At 75.5% G+C, this 25,181-nt stretch carries 2 protein-coding genes; both read right to left on the bottom strand.

The window, feature by feature from the left end:
* Positions 1 to 32: 32 nt before the first annotated feature.
* Positions 33 to 10,982, bottom strand: a complete 10,950-nt coding sequence (locus O7542_RS06060) for a type I polyketide synthase (RefSeq protein ID WP_281605825.1) — start codon at positions 10,980 to 10,982, stop codon at positions 33 to 35.
* A 47-nt stretch (positions 10,983 to 11,029) separates the two neighbouring features.
* On the bottom strand, positions 11,030 to 25,156 hold the full coding sequence (locus tag O7542_RS06055) for a type I polyketide synthase (RefSeq protein ID WP_281605824.1): 14,127 nt from the start codon (positions 25,154 to 25,156) through the stop codon (positions 11,030 to 11,032).
* Between the last annotated feature and the right edge of the window lie 25 nt (positions 25,157 to 25,181).

Below are 25,181 nucleotides of genomic sequence, written 5' to 3'. Positions count from 1 at the left end.
TGGCCCCTGCCTCGGTCCGAAGGTTGGTCATCTCAGGAGATTCCAAACTCTTTGCTGATGAAGTCGAAGATCTCGTCGTCGCTGGCCGAGTCGAGGTCTGGCCGGTCCGGTTCGACGGCGGGCCCGGCCGCCAGATCGGACGCCTTGGCGAGCAGGTCCTGCATCCGGGCGGTGAACCGGGCGCGGGCCGCCGGGTCGAGCGGGATGGCGGTGAGCAGGCTCTCCACCGTGTCGATGCCCTGGAAGAGCGGCTGGGTGGAGGGCGCCGCGTCGGCGGCGATCTCGCTCGTCAGCTTCTCGGCGAGCGCCGTCGGCGTCGGGTAGTCGAACACGAGCGTCGCCGGCAGCCGCAGGCCGGACAGGCTGTTGAGCCGGTTGCGCAGGTCGACGGCGGTGAGCGAGTCGAAGCCCAGGTCGGTGAAGAGCCGGTTCGGGTCGACCGCGTCCGAGCCGGCGTGGCCGAGGACGGCGGCGATGTTCGCGCGTACCACGTCGAGCACCACCTTGAGCCGCTCCGGGGCGGCCAGTCCGGCGAGCCGCCGGCCGAGCTGCACCCCGCCGGAGCGGGCACCGGTGGCGTCCATGGAGCGTCGCAGCGGCACCCGGACCAGGGCCCGGAGCATGGGCGCGAGGGTGCCGGTCTCCGCCTGCCCGCGCAGCGTCCCGACGTCCAGGCGCATCGGCAGGACGGTTGCCGCGTCGAGCCGCCACGCGGCGTCGAAGAGATTCAGCGCCTGCTCGGTGGCCAGGCCGGTGGCGCCCTGCTCGGCCATCCGCCGCACGTCGTCGTCGCCGAGGTGGCCCGTCATGCCGCTGGCCTGCGCCCACAGGCCCCAGGCGAGCGAGATGCCGGCGAGCCCGCGTGCCCGGCGGTGCGCCGCGAGGGCGTCGAGGAAGGCGTTCGACGCCGCGTAGTTGGACTGGCCGGCGCTGCCCAGCGTGGCCGCCGCCGACGAGAACAGGACGAAGGCCGCGAGGTTCGCGTCGGCCGTGAGGCGGTGCAGGTGCCAGGCGGCGTCGATCTTCGGCACGGCGACCGCGTCCACCCGTTCGGGGGTCATCGACTCCAGCACGCCGTCGTCGAGGACGCCGGCGGCGTGCACCACGGCGGTGAGCGGGTGCGCTGCCGGCACCCCGGCCAGCAGCGCCGACAGGGCCTCGGGGTCGGCGGCGTCGCAGGCCGCGACGGTCACCTCCGTACCGGTGCCGGCGAGTTCGTCGACCAGGTCGCCGATCCCCTCGGCCGCCGCGCCGCGCCGCCCGGCCAGCAGCAGGTGCCGTACGCCGTGGCTGGTGGCGAGGTGGCGGGCCAGGATGCGGCCCAGCACGCCCGTGCCGCCGGTGATCAGCACGGTGCCGGCCGGGTCGATCCCGCCGGGCAGCGGCTCGACACCGGCCGGAACCCGGCCGAGCCGTGGGGTGCGGACCTGCCCGTCGCGCACGGCGAGCTGCGGCTCGCCGGAGGCGATGGCGGCGGCCAGCGCGGCGGCGCTGTCCGGGGCGTCGTCGAGGTCGACGAGCTGGCACCGGCCCGGGTGTTCGAGCTGGGCGGCACGCAGCAGGCCCCAGACCGGGGCCTGGCGCAGGTTCACCTGCTCCTGCTCCCCCGCCGCGACCGCGTCCCGGGTGACGAGCACCAGCCGCGAGTCGGCGAACCGGTCGTCGGCGAGCCAGGTCCGCAACGCGGCGAGCGTACGGTGCGTGGCGGCGCGCGCCTGCGCGGCGAGCTCCGGGTCCGACGGGTTCCCGGCGTCGCCGACCGGGACGATCACCAGCTCGGGCGCCGGCTCACCCCCGGCGAGCAGGTCGCCGAGGGTGTCGAGCCCGACGTCGGTACGCACCCGGGCACCGGCCGCCTCGCAGGCCGCGCTGAGCACCAGGTCGTCGCCGAGCGCCACCCAGCGGGTGGCCGCCGGCACGGGGCCGGTGGGCACGGGCAGCACGGGCCAGTCCACCTGGAACAGCGACTCGTGCCGGCCGGAGCGGGCCGCGCCGAGGGAGTCCCCGGAGACACGGCGCATGATCAGCGAGTCGACGTGCAGCACCGGGGCGCCGGTGGCGTCGGCCACCTGGAACGAGACGCCGACCTCGCCGGCCGCGGCGACGCGCACGCGCAGGGCGGTGGCCCCGGCGGCGAGCAGGGAGACCCCGGTCCAGGCGAACGGCAGGCGGGGCACGCCGGCGTCGGCGCCGTCGCCCATCCGGCCGAGGAAGCCGCCGATCGACATGGCCTGCAGCGCGCCGTCGAGCAGCGCCGGGTGCACGCCGAAGCGGCCGGCCTCGGCGTGGTGGCCGGCGGGCAGCTCGACCTCGGCGAAGACCTCGTCGTCGCGGATCCACGCGGCACGCAGACCCCGGAACGCCGGCCCGTATCCGAAGACGGTCGCCTCGATGCCGGAGTAGAAGTCGTCGGACTCGACGCGCGTCGCGCCGGGCGGCGGCCACACCCCCAGGTCGAAGGCGGGCGCGGCGTCGGCCGGCTGCGGGCCGAGCAGGCCGGTGGCGTGGCAGGTCCAGGCGACGTCGGCGAGGATCTCGTCGGAGCCGTCCCGGTAGGGCCGGGAGTGGAGCTGGACGGTGCGCCGCCCGTCGTCGTCGCGGTCGCCGACCGTCAGCTGCACCTGGAGCGCGCCGAGTTCGGGCAGGACGAGCGGGGCGAGCAGCGTCAGCTCCTCCACCGTCGGGCAGCCGGCCTGCGCACCGGCGTATGTGGCGAGTTCCACGAAGGCGGTGCCGGGCAGCAGGATGTTGTCCATCACCCGGTGCTCGCCGAGCCACGGGTGGGTACGCACCGACAGCCGCCCGGTGAAGACCATCCGCTCGCTGTCGGGGAACGTCAGCGTGGCGCTGAGCAGCGGGTGCCCGGCGTCCTGGAGACCGGCGGAGCTGACGTCCTGCGCCCGGTGCGCCGGCGGCTCGACCCAGTACCGCTGGTGGTCGAAGGCGTACGTGGGCAGGGCGACAGGGTCGGTCCCGGCGAGGACGGCCGTCAGGTCGACGGGCAGGCCGATCGCGTGGGCGGTGGCGAGGTTGGTCAGCAGCCGCGTCGGGTCGTCGTCACCGCGGCGCAGGCTGCCCAGGGTGTGCCCGGTGACGCCGGCATCGTCCAGGATCGCCGTCACCGGCATCGTCAGCACCGGGTGGGGGCTGATCTCGACGAACGTGGTGTGCCCGGCGGCGACAGCGACGCGCACGGCGGCGTCGAACTGCACGGTCTGCCGCAGGTTGTCGTACCAGTAGCCGGCGTCCATCGAGGACGATTCGACCCAGTCCCCCGTCAACGTCGAGACGAGCCGAGTGTGCCCCGGCTGCGGGCTCACGTCGGCCAGGTCCGCGCGCAACCGCTCCGCCACCTCCTGCACCGCCACCGAGTGCGACGCGTAGTCCACCGGGATCAACCGCGCCCGCACCCCGTCGGCCTGACACGCCTCCACCAGATCCGCGACCGGCTGCGGCGGACCCGACACCACCACGGTCGACGGACCGTTCACCGCCGCGACGCCCACCCCGGGGAAGCCCGGCAGGCGCTCCGTCACCGCGTCCGCGCGGAGGTCGACCGACGCCATCGTGCCGGTGCCGCGCAGCGCGGTCAGGGCCCGGGAGCGCAACGCCACCGCCTTCGCCGCGTCCCCGAGCGACAGGATCCCCGCCACACACGCCGCGCCGATCTCACCCTGCGAGTGACCGATCACCGCCGCCGGAACCACACCCGCGTGCTGCCACACGGCGGCGAGGGCGACGCCGACGGCCCACAGCACCGGCTGCACGACCTCCACCCGCGCCAGCCACGACTCGTCGTCACCGGTGAGCACCGACACGAGGTCCACGTCCAGATACGGCGCGAGAGCCCGCTGGCACTCCGCCAGCCGCGCGTCGAAGACCGGCGTACGACCCACCAGGCCCGCCGCCATCCGCGCCGACTGCGCACCCTGACCCGGGAACACGAACACCGGGCCCGCACCGTGCGACGACGACGTCGCCGCGACCACGTTGCCGGCCGGCGACCCCGACGCCAGAGCGTCCAGCCCCGCCAGCAACTCCTCCGCGCTCGACCCGACCACGACCGCCCGCTGGTCGAACGTCGACCGGGTCGTCGTCAGGGACCAGCCCACCGCCGCCGCATCGACCTCGCCGTGCTCGCGTACGTGCCGGGCCAGCCGGGCCGCCTGGCCGGTCAGGCCTTCCCTCGACCGCCCCGACAGCGGCCATGCCACGACGCCGGAATCCACGAGGCCGGGCCGGGTGTCCACGCGTGCGGCGTCGACCGGCTCGTCACCCTGCTCGATGATCACGTGGGCGTTCGTGCCGGAGATGCCGAACGACGACACCGCCGCCCGGCGCGGCCGGTCCACCACCGGCCACGGCCGCGACTCCGTGGCCAGCTCGACGGCGCCGGAGGTCCAGTCGATGTGCGGGGACGGCTCGTCCACGTGCAGCGTCGCCGGGACGAGGCCGTGCCGGATGGCCTGCACCATCTTGATCACACCGGCCACCCCGGCGGCGGCCTGGGCGTGGCCGATGTTCGACTTGATCGAGCCGAGCAGCAGCGGCCGGTCGGCGGGCCGCTCCCGCCCGTACGTGGCCAGCAGGGCCTGCGCCTCGATCGGGTCACCGAGCGTGGTGCCGGTGCCGTGCGCCTCGACCACGTCCACGTCGGCCGTGGTAAGGCGGGCCGACGCCAGCGCCTGGCGGATCACCCGCTGCTGCGACGGACCGTTCGGGGCGGTCAGCCCGTTGGAGGCGCCGTCCTGGTTGATCGCCGAGCCGCGCACCACCGCGTACACGGTGCGGCCCTGCCGGCGCGCGTCGGAGAGCCGCTGCACGAGCAGCATGCCCACGCCCTCGGACCAGCCGGTGCCGTCGGCCGACGCGGCGAACGACTTGCACCGGCCGTCGGCGGCCAGGCCGCGCTGCCGGGAGAACTCGACGAAGGCGGTCGGGGTGGCCATCACCATCACGCCACCGGCGAGGGCCATGTCGCACTCGCCGCGCCGCAGCGCCTGACCGGCCCAGTGCAGGGCCACCAGCGACGAGGAGCAGGCCGTGTCCAGCGACACCGCCGGCCCCTCCAGCCCGAACGTGTACGCCACCCGGCCGGAGATGACGCTGCTGGTCATCCCGGTCAGCATGTAGCCCTCGGCGGCCTCCGGCGAGTACGCGAGCAGCGAGCCGTAGTCCTGGCCGCTGGTGCCGACGAAGACGCCGGTGCTGCTGCCCCGTACGTCGGCCGGGTCGATGCCGGCGGACTCGAAGGACTCCCAGGTGGTTTCCAGCAGCAGCCGCTGCTGCGGGTCCATGGCCAGGGCCTCGCGGGGCGAGATGCCGAAGAAGCCGGGGTCGAACCGGTCGACGCCGCTGAGGAAGCCGCCGCCGCGGGCGTAGAAGGTGCCGGGGGCGTCGGGGTCGGGGCTGTAGAGGCTGTCGAGGTCCCAGCCACGGTCGGTCGGCAGGTCGCTGATCGCGTCGACGCCGTCGACCACCAGCCGCCACAGGTCGTCGGGCGACCACACGCCGCCGGGCAGCCGGCAGGCCATGCCGATGATCGCGAGGGGCTCGTCGTCGCCGACCGGCACGGTGGTCGTCGCGGGTCGCACGGGGACCGGGGTGCCGGCGATCTCCGTACCCAGGAAGCCCGCCAGGTCGTGCGGGGTCGGATAGTCGAAGACGAGGGTGGCCGGCAGCCGCATCCCGAAGGCGTTGTTGAGCCGGTTGCGCATCTCGACGGCGGTCAGCGAGTCGAAGCCGAACTCGCTGAACGCCCGGCGCGGCTCGATGGCCGCCGGGTCGGGGTAGCCGAGCACGGCGGCGGCCTGCCCGCGGACGATCTCGACCAGCGCGGCGGCCCGCTCGGCGTCGCCCAGCCCGGCGAGCTGCTGCACCAGTGACGCGCCGGTGGTGGCCGCGGCGGCGCGCGCGGGCGTGCGGATCAGCGCCCGGTACAGCGGCGGGATGCTCCCGCCGGCGAACTGCACCTTCATCGCGGCGAGGTCCAGCCGGGCCGGGACGAGCGCGGCGTCGGTGGTGCGGCAGGCCACGTCGAAGAGCGCGAGCCCCTCCTCGGCCTCCATGGCGGCGACCCCGGAGCGGGAGATCCGGTTGAGGTGGACGTCGTCCAGCTCGGTGGTCATGCCGCTGCGGTCGGCCCAGAGGCCCCAGGCGAGGGTGAGCGCGGCGAGGCCGCGCGCCTTGCGGTGGTGGGCCAGCCCGTCGAGGAACGCGTTGGCGGCGGCGTAGTTGCCCTGGCCCGGGCCGCCTGCGGTGGCGGCCAGCGAGGAGTACGAGACGAACGCCTTCAGGCCGAGGTCGGCGGTCAGCTCGTGCAGGTGCCACGCGGCGTCGACCTTGGGCCGCAGCACGCCGTCCATCCGCTCGGGGGTGAGCGAGGAGATGACGCCGTCGTCGCGGACGCCGGCGGCGTGGACGACAGCGGTGAGGGGGTGCTCCGCCGGGATGCCGGCCAGCAGCTCGGCCACGGCGGCGCGGTCGGCGACGTCGCAGGCGGCGACGGTGACGCTCACGCCGAGCGCCTCCAGCTCGGCGCAGAGCTCCGCGACGCCCCCGGCGGCGCGGCCGCGCCGGCTGGTGAGGATGAGGTGCCGGACGCCGTACGTGCTGACCAGGTGCCGGCTCATCAGCTGGCCGAGGGTGCCGGTGGCGCCGGTGATCAGGACGGTGCCGTCGGAGTCGAACGGGGCGGCCGGCGGCTCGGCCGGGGCGGGAACCCGGGTGAGCCGGGCGCCGGCGGCGACACCCGCGCGGATCACGACCTGCGGTTCGTCGGTCGCGACGGCCGGGACGAGCACGGCGGCACAGCCGGCCACGTCGTCGACGTCGACAAGCACGAACCGGTCGGGGTTCTCCGACTGGGCGGAGCGGAGCAGGCCGATCGCGGCGGCGCCGGCCAGGTCGGTCAGGTCGGCGTCCCGGTCGGTGGCGACCGCGCCCGAGGTCAGCACCACCAGCCTGGACACCGCGTAGCGCTCCTCGGCGAGGAACTGCTGGAGCACGGCAAGCACCCGGTGGGTCGCCTCGGCGACGGCGCGCGGCACGTCCGCCGACGCGGGCGGGTCGAGCAACGGCAGGACCAGCACGCCGGGCGCGTCCGTCCCGTCGTCCATCGCCGTGGCCAGGGCCGTCAGGTCGGGGTACGCCGCCACGGCCGTGCCGGTGGCCGCGACCGCGTCGGTGAGCGCCGCGGCGTCGCCGATGACCGCCCAGTCGGCAGTGGACGGGCCGGCGGGCAGCGCGAGCGGCGCCCAATCGACCTGGAAGAGCGACTCGGTGCCGCCGCCGGAGGCGGTGCGGAGCTGGTCGGCGGAGACCGGCCGCAGGACCAGGGAGCCGACGGAGATGACGGGCGCACCGGCGACGTCGGTGAGCAGCAGCGAGATGCTGTCGGGGCCGGTGTGCGAGACCCGGACGCGGGCCGCCGCGGCCCCGCCGCCGTGCAGGGCGACGTCGTTCCAGGAGAACGGCAGCCGGCCGTACCCCGGGGGCATGCCCGCCCCTGAAGGCTCTCCGGCCGACGTGGTCAGGCCGAGGGTGTGCAGCGCCGCGTCGAGCAGGGCCGGGTGCAGGCCGTACCCGCCGGCCTCGGCGGCGGGGGCCTCGGGCAGCGCCAGCTCGGCGAAGAGGTCGTCGCCGCGCCGCCACGCGGAGCGCAGGGCGATGAAGGACGGACCGTAGTCGTAGCCCTGGGCGGAGAGGTTCAGGTAGAGGTCGTCGGTGCCGACCTCGGTGGCGCCCGGCGGCGGCCAGGTGGTCAGGTCGGACCAGCCGGCGGGGCCGCTCGGGGCGGCGGGGCCGCTGGCCAGCACACCGCTGGCGTTGCGGGTCCAGGTCCGCTCGCCCGCGCCCTCGGCCGGCTCGCCGTCCTGGGCGGAGTGCAGCGACACGGACCGGCAGCCGGTCTCGTCGGCCGGGCCGATCCAGAGCTGGATGTCGACGCCCCCGGTCTCCGGCAGGATCAGCGGCGACTCCAGGGTGAGTTCGCGGACGTGGTCCGCGCCGACGTGCGCGCCGGCCTGGAGGGCGAGTTCGACGAAGCCCGTGCCGGGCAGCAGCACGGTGTCGAAGACGACGTGGTCACAGATCCACGGGTGGGTACGCCGGGCCAGCCGGCCGGTGAACAGGAATCCCTCGGCGTGCGCGACGCCGACGGCGGCCCCGAGCAGGGGGTGTTGCGCGGGGCGCAGGCCGACGGCGGTGACGTCGCCGGTCCACCCGGCGCCCGCCTCGGGCCAGTAGCGCTGGTGCTGGAAGGCGTACGTGGGCAGGTCCACGCGGCGCGCGCCGGTCTCGGCGAACCACTGCCGCCACTCGACCGCCACCCCGCGCACGTGCAACTCGGCCAGCCCGGCCAGCAGCCCGTGCACCTCGGGCCGGTCCGCGCGCTGCGCGGCGACGGCCAGCACGGCGTCGTCGGCGGGAAGGATGTCGGCCGCCATCGCGGTCAGCACGCTACGCGGGCCGACCTCCAGGAACGTATCCACACCCGCCGCCCGCAGCGCCGTCACCCCATCGGCGAACCGCACCGCCTCGCGTACGTGCCGCACCCAGTACTCCGGCGTGCGGATCTCATCGCCGGCCAGGGCCCCGGTCACGTTCGACACGACCGGCAGCACCGGCGCGGCGAACTCCAACCCGTCGAGAACGGCCCGGAAATCAGCGAGCATCGGCTCCATCAACGGACTGTGGAACGCGTGGCTGACCGCGAGCCGACGCGTACGCACACCCCGGTCCTTCCAGACCCGCTCCACCTCGTCGAGGGCCTCGACGGCACCGGAGACCACGACGGCCTGCGGACCATTGACCGCCGCGATCCCTACACCGGCCAGCCCGTCCAGCGTGGCCGCCACGTCGGTCTCGGTGGCCGCGACGGCCAGCATCCCACCCCCGGCGGGCAGCGCCTGCATCAACCGGCCCCGCGCCGCCACCAACGCACAGGCGTGCTCCAGCGACAGCACCCCCGCCACGTACGCGGCCGTGACCTCACCGATCGAGTGGCCGCCGACCAGGTCGGGGGCGACGCCGAAGGACTCGACGAGACGGAACAGCGCCACCTCGACGGCGAACAGACCGGCCTGCGTGAACACCGTCTGATCCAGCAACTCCGCCTCAGCCGAACCCGGCTCGGCGAAGAGCACCTCGCGCAGCGGGCGCGGCAGGGCCCTGTCCAGGTGCCCGCACGCCTCGTCGAGGGCGGCGGCGAACACCGGGAACTCCGCGTACAACTCCCGGCCCATGCCGGCGCGCTGCGCACCCTGGCCGGAGAACAGCACCGCCAACGGACCCCGGCCGCCGGCCTGGCCCGTGACGACCGCACCCGACGGCTGCCCGGCGGCCAGGGCACGCAACCCGGCCAGCAACTCCTCACGGCCGGTCGCGGAAACCACGGCCCGGTGCTCCAGGGTGGAGCGTGAGGTGACCGACGAGAAGGCCACGTCCAGGGGCCGCAGGGTCTCGTCGGCGGCGATCCGGGCCGCCCAGCGGCCCGCCTGCGCGGCGAGGCCGGCCGCGTCCCGGGCCGACACCGGCACCGGCACGACCGGCCGCTCGACCGGCAACGCGGCGGCGGCCGACGGGGACTGCTGGGGCTCTGGAGCCTGCTCCAGGATGGTGTGGGCGTTCGTGCCGGACACCCCGAACGAGGAGACGGCCGAGCGGCGCGGCCGGCTCACCGCCGGCCACGGCGTCGCCTCGGTCACCAGCGACACCTCGCCGGCCGACCAGTCGACCTCGGGCGTCGGCTCGTCCACGTGCAGGGTGGGCGGTACGACGCCGTGCCGCATCGCCATGACCATCTTGATCACACCGGCGACACCGGCGGCGGCCTGGGCGTGACCGATGTTCGACTTGACCGACCCGAGCAGCAGCGGCGCCGAGTCCCCCCGGTCCTGCCCGTACGTGGCGAGCAGCGCCTGCGCCTCGATCGGGTCGCCGAGCCGGGTGCCGGTGCCGTGCGCCTCCACCACGTCCACGCCGCCGGTGGCGAGGCCGGCGTTGGCCAGCGCCTGCTGGATCACCCGCTGCTGCGACGGCCCGTTCGGAGCGCTCAGGCCGTTGGAGGCGCCGTCCTGGTTGACGGCGCTGCCCCGCACCACGGCGAGGACGGGGTGGCCGTTGCGCTGCGCGTCCGACAGCCGCTCCAGCACCAGGACGCCGACGCCCTCGGACCAGCCGGTCCCGTCGGCGGCGGCGGCGAACGCCTTGCAGCGGCCGTCGGCGGCGAGGCCGCGCTGCCGGGAGAACTCGACGAAGGCGGCCGGGGTGCACATGGCGGTGACCCCGGCGACGATCGCCAGGGTGCACTCCCGCTGCCGCAGCGCCTGCCCCGCCAGGTGCAGGGCGACCAGCGAGGACGAGCAGGCCGTGTCGATGGTGACCGCCGGGCCCTCCAGCCCGAAGGTGTAGGCGATCCGGCCGGAGACCACGCTGCCGGCGTTGCCGGTCATCAGGTGCCCCTCCAGGCCCTGCGCGGCGCCCATCAGCACGGTGCCGTAGTCCTGGCCGGTGCTGCCGGCGAAGACGCCGGTGCGGCTGCCGCGCAGCGAGTGCGGGTCGATGCCGGCCCGCTCCAGGGCCTCCCACGATGTCTCCAGCAGCCAGCGCTGCTGCGGGTCCATCGCCAGCGCCTCGCGGGGGGAGATCGCGAAGAAGCCCGGGTCGAAGTCGGCCAGGTCGTGGACGAAGCCGCCCTGCCGCGTGTACGACGTGCCGCTCTGTTCAGGGTCGCTGTCGTAGAGCGACCCGAGGTCCCAGCCGCGGTCCTCGGGGAAGTCGGTGACCACGTCCCGGCCGGACGCGACCACCTCCCACAGGTCCTCGGGAGAGCGCACCCCGCCGGGGAAGCGGCAGCTCATGGAGACGATGGCGACCGGTTCCTGTTCACCGGCCTCCACCTCGCGCAGGCGCTGGCGCACCTGGTGCAGGTCAGCGGTGACCCGCTTGAGGTAGTCGAGAAGCTTCGCCTCGTCAGCCATGGACCGCGCACTCCTTGTGTTGACCCGTCGTCGCAGCAGCGATCACGTCAGGACATCCCCAGCTCGCGGTCGATGAAGTCGAAGACCTCGTCCGGCGTCGCGTCCTGGAGCTTCTCGGCGACGGTGTCGCCGTCCGCCGGGGCGTCGGCCTCGTTGAGGGAGGCCAGCAGCGCCCGCAGCCGTTCGGTGATCCGAATTCGGGCGCTGCGGTCCGGCGCCGAGCCGGAGAGTGCCGCTTCCAACCTGTCCAGCTCACCGAAGACCGGTGCGACCCCGGCCACGCCGCCGTCGACGATCGCGGCCCGCACGTATTCGGCCAGCCCGGCGGCGGTCGGGTAGTCGAAGACCACGGTGGCGGGCAGCCGCACGCCGGTCGCCGCGGTGAGCCGGTTACGCAGCTCCACGGCGGTCAGCGAGTCGAAGCCGAGTTCGCGGAACGCCCGGTCCGGCTCGACGGCGTCCATCGAGGCGTGCCCGAGCACCGCGGCGGCCTGCCCGCGTACCAGCTCCAGCAGGGTCTTGCGTCGTTCGGCGTCGGTCTGCCCGGCGAGCAGGGCGGCCAGGGACTCCGCGGAGACGCCGGTGTCCTCGGCCCGCTCGGCGACGGCCCGCCGTGCCTCGGCCACACCCGCGATGAGCGGGCTGGGCCGCACGGCCACGAAGCCGGGCACGTAGCGGGCCCAGTCGATCTCGGTCACCATCGTCGCCGGCTCGCCCCGCGCGACGCACTGGGCGAGCGCCGTGAGCGCGAGCGCGGTGTCGAGGCGGGCCACGCCGGTACGCCGGCGGCGCTCCTCGACGGCCTGGTCGGTGGCGGCCATCCCGCCGGCTGCCCAGGGGCCCCAGGCGACCGAGGTGGCCGGCAGGCCCTGGCGGTGCCGCTGCTCGGCGAGCGCGTCGAGGTAGGCGTTGGCGGCGGCGTAGCTGCCCTGACCGGCGGCGCCGAGCTGGCCGGCCATCGCGGAGAACAGCACGAACGCGCGCAGTTCCCGCCCGAGGGTGAGCTCGTGCAGGTGCAGGGCGCCGAGCACCTTGGGTCGCAGGACGGTGGCGAGCCGGTCGGGGGTGAGCCCGTCGAGCACCCCGTCCTCCAGCACGCCGGCGGCGTGCACGACGGTGGTCAGCGGCGCGTCGGCGGGCACCTCGTCGAGCAGCTTGGCCAGCGCGGCCCGGTCGGCCACGTCGCAGGCCGCGACGGTCACCCGGGTGCCCGCCCCGGTCAGCTCACGGACGAGTGCCGTGGCGCCGGGGGCGTCCGCGCCGCGGCGGCTGACGAGCATCAGGTGCTCGGCGCCCCGGGCGGCCAGCCAGCGGGCCACCTCCGCGCCGAGCGCGCCGGTGCCGCCGGTGACCAGCGTCGTGCCCGGGTAGCCGGCCGCGTCGGTGGGTGCCTCCCCGCCGGGCGCGCGTACCAGCCGCCGGACGAGGACGGTGGCGCCGTCGACCGCCAGCTGGTCCTCGCCGTCAAGGCCGGCGAGGGCGGCGCAGAGCAGGTCCCAGCCGTGGTCGTCCAGGGTGGCCGGTACGTCGACCAGGCCGCCCCACCGCTCGGGGTGTTCGAGGGCCACGACCCGGCCGAGGCCCCAGAGCAGCGACTGCTCCGGGCGGCCGGCGGTGCCGCCCCGGGTGGTGCCGGCGGCGCCCCGGGTGACGCACCACAGCGGCGCGGCGACGTCGAGGTCCCCGAGCGCCTGGATCAGCGCCAGCGACCGGGCGAGGAACGGCGGCACCGGCTGGGTGTCGTCGACCGCGCCGTCGGCGAGGGCGAGCAGGGACAGCACCCCGTCGACCGGGGCCGTTCCGCCGTCGGAGGTACGGGCGACACCGCTCAGGTGCGCGGTGAGGGCGGCCCGGTCGGTCAGGTTCTCCGGCAGCGACACCAGCCGGACGTCGGCGCCCCGGCGGGACAGTTCGGCGACGGCGGCCTCGCCCTCCTCCGGGTGCCGCGCGTCGGCGATCACCCACCAGGCGCCGGGGAGGAAGCTGACGGGCGTGCCGGTGTACGGCTGCCAGACGCTGCGGTAGCGCAGGTCGTCCAGGGCGGACCGGCTGCGCTGCCGGCGTCGCCAGGAGGCGAGCACGGGCAGGGCCCCGCCCAGCCGTTCCAGGGATTCCGTCGCGTCCTGCTCGGTGAGTTCCGCGAGCGCGGCCAGGTCCTCGCGTTCGACGGCCGCCCAGAACGCGGAGTCGACGCCGCTCGGGGTCTCCTCGGCGCCGTCCTGCCCGGTCACGGCGGTGGGCCAGAAGCGGCTGCGGTCGAAGGCGTAGGTGGGCAGTGCCACCACGTCGGTCTCGGCGAGGACGGCCGTCAGGTCGACGGGCAGGCCGATCGCGTGGGCGGTAGCCAGGTTGGTCAGCAGCCGCGTCGGATCGTCGTCACCGCGGCGCAGGCTGCCCAGCGTGTGCCCGGTGACGCCGGCGTCGTCCAGGATCGCCGTCACCGGCATCGTCAGCACCGGATGGGGGCTGATCTCCACGAACGTCGTGTGACCCGCCTCGACCGCCACCCGCACGGCGGCGTCGAAGCGCACCGTCTGCCGCAGGTTGTCGTACCAGTAACCGGCGTCCATCGAGGACGGGTCCACCCAGTCACCGGTCAACGTCGAGACGAGCCGAGTGTGCCCCGGCTGCGGGCTCACATCGGCCAGGTCCGCGCGCAACCGCTCCGCGACGTCCTGCACCGCCACGGAGTGCGACGCGTAGTCCACCGGGATCAACCGCGCCCGCACCCCGTCGGCCTGACACGCCTCCACCAGATCCGCGACCGGTTGCGGCGGACCCGACACCACCACCGTCGACGGGCCGTTCACCGCCGCCACCCCGACACCCGGGAACGCCGGCAGCCGCTCAGCCACCGCCTCAGCCGACAGGTCCACCGACGCCATCGTCCCCGTGCCCCGCAGCACCGTCAGCGCCCGCGACCGCAACGCCACCGCCTTCGCCGCGTCCTCCAGGCTGAGGATCCCGGCCACGCACGCCGCGCCGATCTCGCCCTGCGAGTGACCGACCACCGCCGCCGGGGTGACCCCGGCGTGCTGCCACACCGCCGCCAGGGCCACACCAACAGCCCACAGCACCGGCTGCACGACCTCGACCCGCGCCAGCCACGACTCGTCGTCACCGGTCAACACCGACACCAGATCGACGTCCAGATACGGGGCCAGGGCCCGCTGACACTCCGCCAACCGCGCGTCGAAGACCGGCGTCCGACCCACCAGACCGGCCGCCATCCGCGCCGACTGCGCACCCTGACCCGGGAACACGAACACCGCACTCGTCCCGACGGCCGTACCCGTGACCAGGTTCCCCGCCGGCGCACCAGCCGCCAGGGCGTCCAGCCCCGCCAGCAACTCCTCCATCCCCGACCCGACCACAGCGGCCCGCTGGTCGAACACCGACCTGGTAACAGCGAGAGACCAGCCCAACGCCGCCGCGTCGAGGTCGGCGTGCGCGCGGACGTGCTGGGCCAGGCGAGCGGCCTGACCGGCCAGCGCGCCCTTCGACCGCCCCGACACCGTCCAGACGACGACGTCGGAGGCCACGAGCCCCGGGCTGCGATCCTCGGCGGCCTCGCCGTCGGGCTCCACGCTCTCGGCGGGGAGGTCCTCGGGCAGTTCGATGATGACGTGGGCGTTGGTGCCGGAGATGCCGAACGACGACACCGCCGACCGGCGCGCCCGGTCCACGGCCGGCCACGGCCGCGACTCGATCGCCAGCTCGACGGCCCCGGAGGTCCAGTCGATGTGCGGCGACGGCTCGTCCACGTGCAGCGTCGCGGGGACCACGCCCTCCCGCATCGCCAGCACCATCTTGATCACACCGGCGACGCCGGCGGCGGCCTGGGTGTGGCCGATGTTCGACTTGACCGAGCCGAGCAGCAGCGGCTCGTCGCGCTCCTGCCCGTACGTGGCGAGCAGGGCCTGCGCCTCGATCGGGTCACCGAGCGTGGTGCCCGTGCCGTGCGCCTCGACCACGTCCACGTCGGCCGCGGAGAGCCGCGCCGAGGCCAGCGCCTGCCGGATCACCCGCTGCTGCGAGGGACCGTTCGGGGCGGTCAGCCCGTTCGAGGCGCCGTCCTGGTTGACGGCACTGCCCCGCACGATCGCCAGCACCTCGTGACCGTTGCGCCGCGCGTCCGACAACCGCTCCACCAGCAGCACGCCCACACCCTCGCCCCAGCCCGTGCCATCCGCACCCGCAGCGAACGCCTTGCACCGGCCGTCGGCCGCCAGGCCCCGCTGCCGGGAGAACTCCACGAACAGCCCGGGCGTCGCCATCACGGTCACGCCGCCGGCGAGGGCCAGGTCGCACTCGCCACGCCGCAGCGCCTGCACCGCCAGGTGCAACGCCACAAGCGACGACGAACACGCCGTGTCCACCGACACCGCCGGCCCCTCCAACCCCAACGCGTACGCCACCCGACCCGACACCACACTCGCGGCGTTGCCCGTTCCCGCGAAGCCCTCCACCTCGTCCCCCGCCACCATCAGCAGGGCCCCATAGTCCTGACCATTCGTGCCCACGAACACCCCTGTTCGCGAACCCCGCAGAACCCCAGGCTCAACCCCTGCCCGCTCGACCGCCTCCCACGAAACCTCCAGCAACAACCGCTGCTGCGGGTCCATGGCCAACGCCTCGCGGGGGGAAATCCCGAAGAAACCGGCATCAAACTCCGCCGCCTCGTAGAGGAAGGCGCCGCTGCGGACGTAGGAGGTGCCGGTGGAATAGGGGTCGGGGTCGTAGAGGCGCTCGACGTCCCAACCCCGATCGCCGGGGAGGTCCGACACCGCGTCGCGGCCGGCGTGCAGCATCTGCCAGAACCGCTCGGGATCGTTGGCCCCGCCGGGGAAGCGGCAGGACATGGCCACGATGGCCACCGGCTCGTCGTCGCCGAACGCCACCGGGGCGGCCTCGACGGCCACGGCGGCCTCCCCGCCCAGTTCCTCGTGCAGGTGCCGGGCGAGCGCGGTCGGCGACGGGTAGTCGAAGACCAGGGTCACCGGCAGCCGCAGCGAGGTGGCGGTGGCGAGCCGGTTGCGCAGTTCCACCGCGGTCACCGAGTCGAAGCCGAGGTCGCGGAACGCGTGGTGCGGGTCGACGGCCTGGCCGTCGGCGTACCTGAGGACCGTGGCCGCCTGGTCGCGGACCAGGTCGAGCAGCGCCTGCTGGCGCTCGGCGGCGCTCATCCGGGTGAACGCGCCGGCCGGGCCGGCCTCGTCGGTCTCCTTCGTCTCGGCCAGTCCCTTGGTGGCCTGCAACCGCTGCGCCTCGGGGATCTCCGAGATCAGCGGGCCGGGTCGGGTGGCGGTGAACGCGACGAAGAACCGCTCCCAGGCGATGTTCGAGATGGTCAGGAACGTCTCGTCGTGCTCGACGGCCTGGTGCAGGGCCGCGACGGCGAGCCGCGGCGGCATCTCGGGTGCGCCGTGGCGGTGCAGCATCCGGCCGAACTCGCCGTCGGCCATGCCGCCGCCGCCCCAGGCGCCCCAACCGATGGAGGTGGCGGGCAGGCCGAGGGCGCGGCGGTGCTCGGCGAGGGCGTTGAGGAACGCGTTGCCGGGGGCGTAGTTGCCCACGCCGGAGCTGCCGACGGTGCCGGCCATCGACGAGAACAGGATGAACGCGTCGAGGTCCAGCGCGCGGGTCAGCTCGTGCAGGTTCAGTGCGGCGGTGACCTTCGCGCTGAGCGCGTAGTCGACCTGGTCCAGCGTCAGCGAGTTGATCACCGAGTCGTCGAGCACGGCTGCGGTGTGCACGACTGTGGTCAGCGGGTGCTCGGACGGCAGGTCGGCGAGGACGGCGGCGAGCGCCGAGCGGTCGGCGGCGTCGCAGGCGGCGACTGTGACCCGGGCGCCCAGTGCGACCAGTTCAGCCTCGAGGTCGGCGATGCCCTCGGCCTGCCGGCCGCGCCGGCTCACCAGCACCAGGTGGGCGGCGCCGTTGGCGGCGAGCCAGCGGGCCATGTGCCCGCCGAGCGCGCCGGTGCCGCCGGTGACCAGGGCGGTGCCGGAGGGCCGCCAGGCGCGCGGGGCGGGCGTGTCGCCGAGCGGGGCGTGCAGCAGTCGCCGGCCGAACGCGCCGGCCCACCGCAGCGCGACCTGGTCCTCCCCGTCGGCACCGGTGAGGACGCGGACCAGCCGTCGGCCGGCCGCGTCGTCGAGCTCGTCGGGCAGGTCGACGAGGCCGCCCCAGCGGTCCGGGTGCTCCAGCGCGGCGACCCGGCCGAAGCCCCAGGTGAGCTGCTGGAGCGGGTGCGGCAGCGGGTCGGCCGGGCCGGTCGCGACGGCGCCCCGGGTGAGGCACCACAGGGGCGCGCGGACGCCGGCGTCGCCGAGCGCCTGCACGAGGGTGACGGTGCCGGCGAAACCGACCGGCACGGACGGGTACGCCGGGGCGGGCGTCTCGTCGAGCGGCAGCAGCGACACGATCCCGGCGGGGCGGGGGCCGCCGTCGGCGAGGTCGCGCAGTCGGGCGGCGAGCGCCGCGCGGTCCGTGCGGTCGGCGTCCAGCGCCAGCGGTACGACGGTGCCGCCATGGCGCCGCAACGCCTCGGCGCAGAAGCCGGCCTCGGCCGCGCCGGTGTCGTCGGGGCCGGTCAGCAGCCACCAGGTGCCGGTGACGGCCGGCTCGCCGGAGGCGTCGGGGGCGACGGGCGTCCAACTGTCCCGGTACCGCCACGAGTCCACGGTGGCCTGGTCGCGGTGCCGGCGACGCCAGGCGGCGAGCACCGGCAGCACGTCGGCGAACGCCGTCTCCGGGACGGGCCCCGGCTCGGTCGTGGCGGAGAGTTCGGCCGTGAGCGCGGTCAGGTCCTCCGCCTCGACGGCCGCCCAGAACCGGGCGTCGACCTCGTCGTCGGCCACGTCACCGGCGGTCCCGACCGCGGGGGCGGGCGCGGTCGACGGCTGCGGCCAGTAGAGCTGCCGCTGGAACGGGTACGTGGGCAGGTCGAGGCGACGCCCGGCGAGGCCGGCGAAGGCGGGCCGCCAGTCCACGGCCGTACCTCCGGCCCAGACCTCGGCCAGGGCGCGCAGGAAGCGGCCGAGGCCGCCCTCGCCCCGGCGCAGGCTGCCGGTGACGGTGACCGCGTCCGGGTCGGCGGCGGCCAGCTCGACGCTCTCCTGCGCGGCCATCGTCAGCACTGGGTGGGCGCTGACCTCGACGAAGGTCTGGTAGCCGGCGGCGACGAGGCTGCGTACCGCTTCGTCGAAGCGGACGGTCTGCCGCAGGTTGCGGTACCAGTAGTCGGCGTCGAGGGCGGCGGTGTCGAGCCAGTCCCCCTCGACGGTGGAGCGGAACCGGACCTCGCCGGTGCGGGGCCGCAGCCCGGCGAGCAGTTCCAGGAGCTGCTCGCGCAGTTGCTCGACGTGGGCGGAGTGGGAGGCGTAGTCCACGGGGACGCGGCGCACCCGCACCTCGTGGGACTCGTAGTGGGCGACGAGCTCGTCGAGGGCGGTGCCGTCGCCGGAGACCACGACGGAGGTGGGTCCGTTGACGGCGGCCAGGGCGATGCGGCCGGCCCAGCGGGCGATCGTCGCGGTGGCCTCGTCGGCGGTGGTGGCGACCGAGACCATGCCGCCGTCCCCGGCGATGCCGGCGATGATCCGGCTGCGCAGCGCGACCACGGCCGCCGCGTCGTCGAGGGTGAGGCCACCGGCGACGTACGCGGCGGCGATCTCCCCCTGGGAGTGGCCGACGACGGCTCCGGGGCGCACCCCGTACGACTCCCAGAGCGCGGCGAGCGAGACGCTGACCGCGAACAGGGTGGGCTGCACGACGTCGACGCGCTCCAGCGACGGGGCGTCGGGCGCGCCGCGCACCACGTCGGTCGGTGACCAGTCGACGTACGGGCGCAGCGCCTCGGCGCAGGCGGCGAACGTCTCCGCGAAGACGGGGGCGGTGTCGAGCAGCTCGGCGGCCATCCCGGCCCACTGCGATCCCTGGCCCGGGAAGACGAACGCGACCTCGCCCGGCGTGCCGGGGGCGCGGGTGACGGTCTGCGGGCCGGGCCGGCCGGCGGCGAGCGCGTCGAGGGACGCGGCCAGGTCGTCGCGGTCGGCGGCGAAGACGACGGCCCGGTGGTCGTGGGCGGCGCGGGTGGCGGCCAGCGACCAGCCGACGTCGGCGAGCGCGTCGTCGTCCACTGTGCCGAGGTGCTCGCGCAGGTCCCGGGTGCGGGCGGCGAGGGCGTCGACGGTGCGCCCGGAGAGCACCCAGGGCAGCTCCCCGGTCGGCACGTCGGCCGCCGGTCCGGGCTCCGGCTCGTCGGCGGGGGCCTGTTCGAGGATGGTGTGCACGTTGGTGCCGCTGATCCCGAACGAGGAGACGGCGGCGCGGCGTACCCCGTCGGCCGGCTCCCACGGCCGGGCGGAGGTGAGCAGCTCGACGCTGCCGCCGGTCCAGTCGACGTGCGGGGTGGGCTCGTCCACGTGCAGCGTGGGCGGCAGCACCCCGTGCCGCATCGCCAGCACCATCTTCATCACCCCGGCCACACCCGCCGCCGCCTGGGTGTGCCCGATGTTCGACTTGATCGAGCCGAGCCACAACGGCCGGTCGGCGGGCCGGTCCTGGCCGTACGTGGCGATGAGGGCCTGCGCCTCGATCGGGTCGCCGAGGGTGGTGCCGGTGCCGTGCGCCTCGACGGCGTCCACCTGCTCGGCGGTGAGTCCGGCGTTCGCGAGGGCCTGCCGGATCACCCGCTGCTGGGCGGGGCCGTTGGGGGCGGTGAGGCCGTTGGAGGCGCCGTCCTGGTTGACGGCGCTGCCGCGCAGCACGGCGAGGACCGGGTTGCCGTCGCGGCGGGCGTCGGAGAGCCGCTGGAGTACCAGCAGGCCGACGCCCTCGCCCCAGCCGGTGCCGTCCGCGGCTCCGGCGAACGGCTTGCACCGGCCGTCGGCGGCGAGACCGCGCTGGCGGGAGAAGCCGACGAAGATGCCGGGGGTGGCCATCACGGTGGCGCCGCCGGCCAGGGCCAGGTCGCACTCCCCCGTCTGCAGGGCCTGCGCGGCCAGGTGCATCGCGACCAGCGACGACGAGCAGGCCGTGTCGACGGTGACGGCCGGGCCGTGCAGCCCAAAGGTGTACGCCAGCCGGCCGGAGATGACGCTGGCGGAGGTGCCGGTGGCGAGGTAGTTCTCGTCGACGTCCCCGGTGGCCATCAGCAGCGAGCCGTAGTCCTGGCCGTTGGTGCCGACGTACACGCCGGTGCGGCTGCCGCGCAGGGCGGTCGGGTCGATCCGGGCCCGCTCGAACGCCTCCCAGGTGGTCTCCAGCAGCAGCCGCTGCTGCGGGTCCATGGCGAGGGCCTCGCGGGGGCTGATGCCGAAGAACGCCGGGTCGAACTCGCCGGCACCGGCGACGAAGCCGCCCTCCCGGACGTAGCTGGTACCGAGGTGCTCGGGGTCGGGGTGGTACAGCTCGGCGAGGTTCCAGCCGCGCTCGCCGGGCATCAGGCTCAGCGCGTCGGTGCCGGTGGCCAGCAGGTCCCAGAGCTGCTCGGGCGAGGTGACTCCGCCGGGGAAGCGGCAGCTCATGGCGACGATGGCGATCGGTTCGCGGTCACGGCCGGTGCCGTCGGCGACCACCTCGCCGGTGGTGTGCCCGGCGGTGAGGCCGTGCAGGTGGGCGGCGAGTTCGGCGACCGTGGGGTGGTCGAAGACCAGCGTGGCGGGCAGGGTCATACCGGTCTCGGCGGTCAGCCGGTTGCGCAGCTCGACGGCGGTGAGCGAGTCGAAGCCGAGGTCACGGAAGGTGCGCTCGGGCAGCGGCCGCCCGGCCGGGTAGCCGAGCACGACGGCGGCCTGGGTGCGTACGAGGTCGGCGAGCTGCGGCAGGGACCGGCCGACCACCACGGCGCGGACGGGACCGGTGGGCACGGCGGGCACCCCGGGCAGGGCGGCGATCAGTGGCGTGGGCCGGCCCCAGGACGCGGCGAGGCGTCCCCAGTCGACGGCGGCGACGGTGACCGCCGGCTCGGCGGTGTTGACCAGCCGGCCGAGGGCGGTGACGGCCTCGGCGGCGGGGAGCGCGTCGACCCCGCCCCGGGCGAGCCGGGCGGTCAGGGCGGCGGCCATGCCGTCCTCAGCCCAGGCGCCCCAGGCGATGGCGGTGGCGGGCAGGCCCTGGTCGCGTCGCCAGGCCGCGAACGCGTCGAGATAGGCGTTGGCCGCCGCGTAGTTGCCCTGCCCGGCACTGCCGATGACGCCGGCGAGGGAGGAGAAGAGCACGAACGCGTCGAGGTCGCGGTGGGCGGTGGCCTCGTGCAGGACCCGGGCGGCGCGGACCTTGCCGTCGAGGACGGCCTGCATCCGGGTCAGGTCGAGCCCGTCGAGGACGCCGTCGTCGATCACGCCGGCGGTGTGCACGACGGCGGTCAGCTCCGGCAGCCCGGAGACCAGAGCCTCGACGGCGGCCCGGTCGGTGACGTCGCACCCCACCACCCGCACCGCACCCAACTCGGCCACCAACTCCGCCACACCCGGCGCCCCCGGACCCCGCCGCGAGGCGAGGACCACCTCACCGGCCCCGTTCGCCAGCAACCACCGCGCCACATGCCGACCCAACGCACCCGTACCACCGGTCACCAGCACCGTCCCGGCAGGCCGCCAACCCACACCCACCGGCGGCACGGCCGGCACCAGCCGCCGGCCGAGGACGCCCTGGGGGCGGATCGCCACCTGGTCGTGCCCGGCGTCGGCGAGGACGGCGAGCAGCGCGTCGGCCGTGGCGCGGTCGGCGCGGGCGGGCAGGTCGACCAGGCCGCCCCAGCGGTCCGGCTGTTCGAGGGCGACGACCCGCCCGAGGCCCCAGGCCAGGGCGGCCCACGGGTCGGTGAGGGTCTCGCCGGCCCCGGCGCGCACGGCGCCCCGGGTGAGGCACCAGAGCCGGCCGGGCAGGCTCGCGTCGGCGAGCGCCTGGGTGAGGGTGAGCAGCAGCGCGGCGCCGACGGAGACGGCCGGGGCGTCCGGCAGCGCCCGGTCGGTCGCGGGCAGCACGCAGAGCACGCCGGCCCAGCCCTGCTCGCCGTGGCCGCGCAGCAGCCCGGTCAGCTCGGCGCGATCGACGCCCGGGGCGACGGTCAGGGTGTCGACGTGGGCGCCGGCACCGGTCAGCGTGCCGGCCACCCCGGCGTCGTCGTTGTCGGCGGTGACGACGAGCCAGCGGCCGGTCAGCGCCGCAACGGCGGCGGGGCGTACGGGTTCCCACTCGACCCGGTAGGTCCAGCCGTCCACCACGGCGTCGCGCTGCCGGGCCCGCCGCCACGACGACAGCACCGGTACGGCCGGGGCGAGCGCCTCCACTGCCGCGGGATCGTCCTGCACGGCCAGGTGGGCGGCGACCCCGGTCAGGTCGCCACGCTCCACGGCCGCCCAGAAGTCCCCCTCGGCGGCGTCACCCGGCACGGCCGTCGCGGCGGTGCCGCCGACCTCGGGCCAGTAGCGCTGGTGCTGGAAGGCGTACGTGGGCAGGTCCACGCGGCGCGCGCCGGTGTCGGCGAACCACTGCCGCCAGTCGACCGCCACCCCGCGCACGTGCAGCTCGGCCAGCCCGGCCAGCAGCCCGTGCGCCTCGGGCCGGTCGGCGCGCTGCGCCGGCACGGCGAGCACGGCGTCGTCGGCGGGCAGGATGTCGCCGACCATCGCGGTCAGCACGCTGCGCGGGCCGATCTCCAGGAACGTGTCCGCCCCGGCGGCGCGCAGCGCGGCGACCCCGTCGGCGAAGCGGACGGCCTCGCGGACGTGGCGCACCCAGTAGTCGGGCGTGCGGATCTCGTCGGTGTCGGCCAGTGCCCCGGTCACGTTCGACACGACCGGCAGCGACGGCGCGGCGAAGGTGAGCTTGTCGAGCACCGCGCGGAACCGGGCGAGCATCGGCTCCATCAGCGGGCTGTGGAACGCGTGGCTGACCGCGAGCCGACGCGTACGCACACCCCGGTCCTTCCAGACCCGCTCCACCTCGTCGAGGGCCTCGACGGCACCGGAGACCACGACGGCCTGCGGACCATTGACCGCCGCGATCCCCACGCCGGCCAGCCCGTCCAGCGTGGCCGCCACGTCGGCCTCGGTGGCCGCGACGGCCAGCATCCCACCCCCGGCGGGCAGCGCCTGCATCAACCGGCCCCGCGCCGCCACCAACGCACAGGCGTGCTCCAGCGACAGCACCCCCGCCACACACGCGGCCGTGACCTCGCCGATCGAATGGCCACCCACGAAATCCGGCACGACCCCGAAGGACTCGACCAACCGGAACAACGCCACCTCGACGGCGAACAGACCGGCCTGCGTGAACACGGTCTGGTCCAGCAGGTCGGCGTCGGCCGAGCCCTCGGCGGCGAAGAGCACCTCACGCAGCGGGCGCGGCAGGGCTCTGTCCAGGTGCCCGCACGCCTCGTCGAGGGCCGCAGCGAACACCGGGAACTCGGCGTACAGCTCCCGGCCCATGCCGGCGCGCTGCGCGCCCTGGCCGGAGAAGAGCACCGCGAGCTGGCCGCGCGGCACCCCGGCACCGAGCACGACCGTACCGGCCGGTTCCCCGGCGGCGAGGGCGCGCAGCCCCGCGAGCAGGTCGTCGCGGCCGGTCGCGGACAGCACGGCCCGACGGTCCAGGGTGGAGCGGGAGGTGACCGACGAGAAGGCCACGTCGAGCGGGCGGAGGGTGTCGTCGGCGGCGAACCGGGCGGCCCAGCGGCCGGCCTGCGCGGCGAGCGCGGCGTCGGAGCGGGCGGAGAGCAGCACGGGGGCCACCGTGCGGGACTGCGGCGTGGTCGCCTCGGCCTCGACCTCGGCGGGAGCCGGGGCCTGCTCGATGATGGTGTGCGCGTTGGTGCCGGAGACGCCGAACGACGACACGGCGGCCCGGCGCGGCCGGTCCACGGCCGGCCACGGCGTGACGGCGGTGGCGAGGGTGACGGCCCCGGCGGTCCAGTCGATCTGCGGCGACGGCTCGTCGACGTGCAGGGTGGGCGGCACGACGCCGTGCCGCATCGCCATCACCATCTTGATCACACCGGCCACGCCGGCGGCTGCCTGGGTGTGCCCGATGTTCGACTTCACCGACCCGAGCAGCAGCGGCGCAGCCTCGTCGCGGTCCTGCCCGTACGTGGCCAGCAGCGCCTGCGCCTCGATCGGGTCGCCGAGCCGGGTGCCCGTGCCGTGCGCCTCCACCACGTCGACCTGCTCGGGCGCGAGCCGGGCGTTGCCGAGGGCCTGGCGGATGACCCGCACCTGGGAGGGGCCGTGCGGGGCGCTGAGCCCGTTGGACGCGCCGTCGGAGTTGACCGCGCTGCCGCGTACCACGGCGAGCACCGGGTAGCCGTGCCGCTGCGCGTCGGAGAGCCGGGTGAGCAGCAGCATGCCGATGCCCTCGGACCACGAGGTGCCGTCCGCGCCGGCGGCGAACGCCTTGCACCGCCCGTCGGCGGCGAGACCGCGCTGCCGGCTGAAGCCGACGAAGACCGCCGGGGTGGGCATCACCGTCACCCCGCCCGCCAGGGCCAGCTCGCAGTCGCCGTTGCGCAGGGCCTGCGCGGCCAGGTGGATGGCGACGAGCGAGGACGAGCAGGCGGTGTCGACCGTGACCGCCGGCCCCTCCAGCCCGAGGGTGTACGCGACGCGGCCGGAGATGACACTGGTGGCGTTGCCGGTGAGCAGGTGACCCTCGCCGTTCTCGGCCTGCGCCATCATGCCGTCGTAGCCGTGCGACGAGGCCCCGACGAAGACGCCGGTACGGCTGCCCCGGACGGCCGGCAGCGGCAGCCCGGCCCGCTCGAACGCCTCCCAGGAGGTCTCCAGCAGCAGCCGCTGCTGCGGGTCCATGGCGAGGGCCTCGCGGGGCGAGATGCCGAACAGGTCGGCGTCGAAGTCGGCGGCGGAGTAGACGAAGCCGCCCTCGCGCACGTAACTGGTGCCCGGGTGGTCGGGATCGGGGTGGAAGAGGTTCTCCAGGTCCCAGCCCCGGTCGGCGGGGAACGGCCCGATCCCGTCGCCGCCGTCGTGCACGAACTGCCACAGCGCCTCGGGGCTGTCGACGCCGCCCGGGTAGCGGCAGCTCATCGCCACGATGGCGATGGGCTCGGAGTCCCGGCTCTCCAGCTCGCGCAGCCGACGCCGGGTACGCCGCAGCTCCGAGGTCGTACGCTTCAGGTACTCGACGTACCTCTCGTCCTCGTTGCTCACCGTGGACCTACCTCACTCGGCATGC

This window comes from Micromonospora sp. WMMC264 (assembly GCF_027497275.1).
GTDB classification, from domain to species: Bacteria; Actinomycetota; Actinomycetes; order Mycobacteriales; family Micromonosporaceae; genus Micromonospora; species Micromonospora chalcea.
The sequence above is the reverse complement of the archived record's forward strand: the minus strand, read 5'-3'. Positions and strand labels throughout refer to the sequence as shown.

Coding starts and splice junctions, on each gene's coding strand:
- O7542_RS06060 (WP_281605825.1), bottom strand. CDS start 10,982: ATGGCTGACGAGGCGAAGCTTCTCGACTACCTCAAGCGGGTCACCGCT.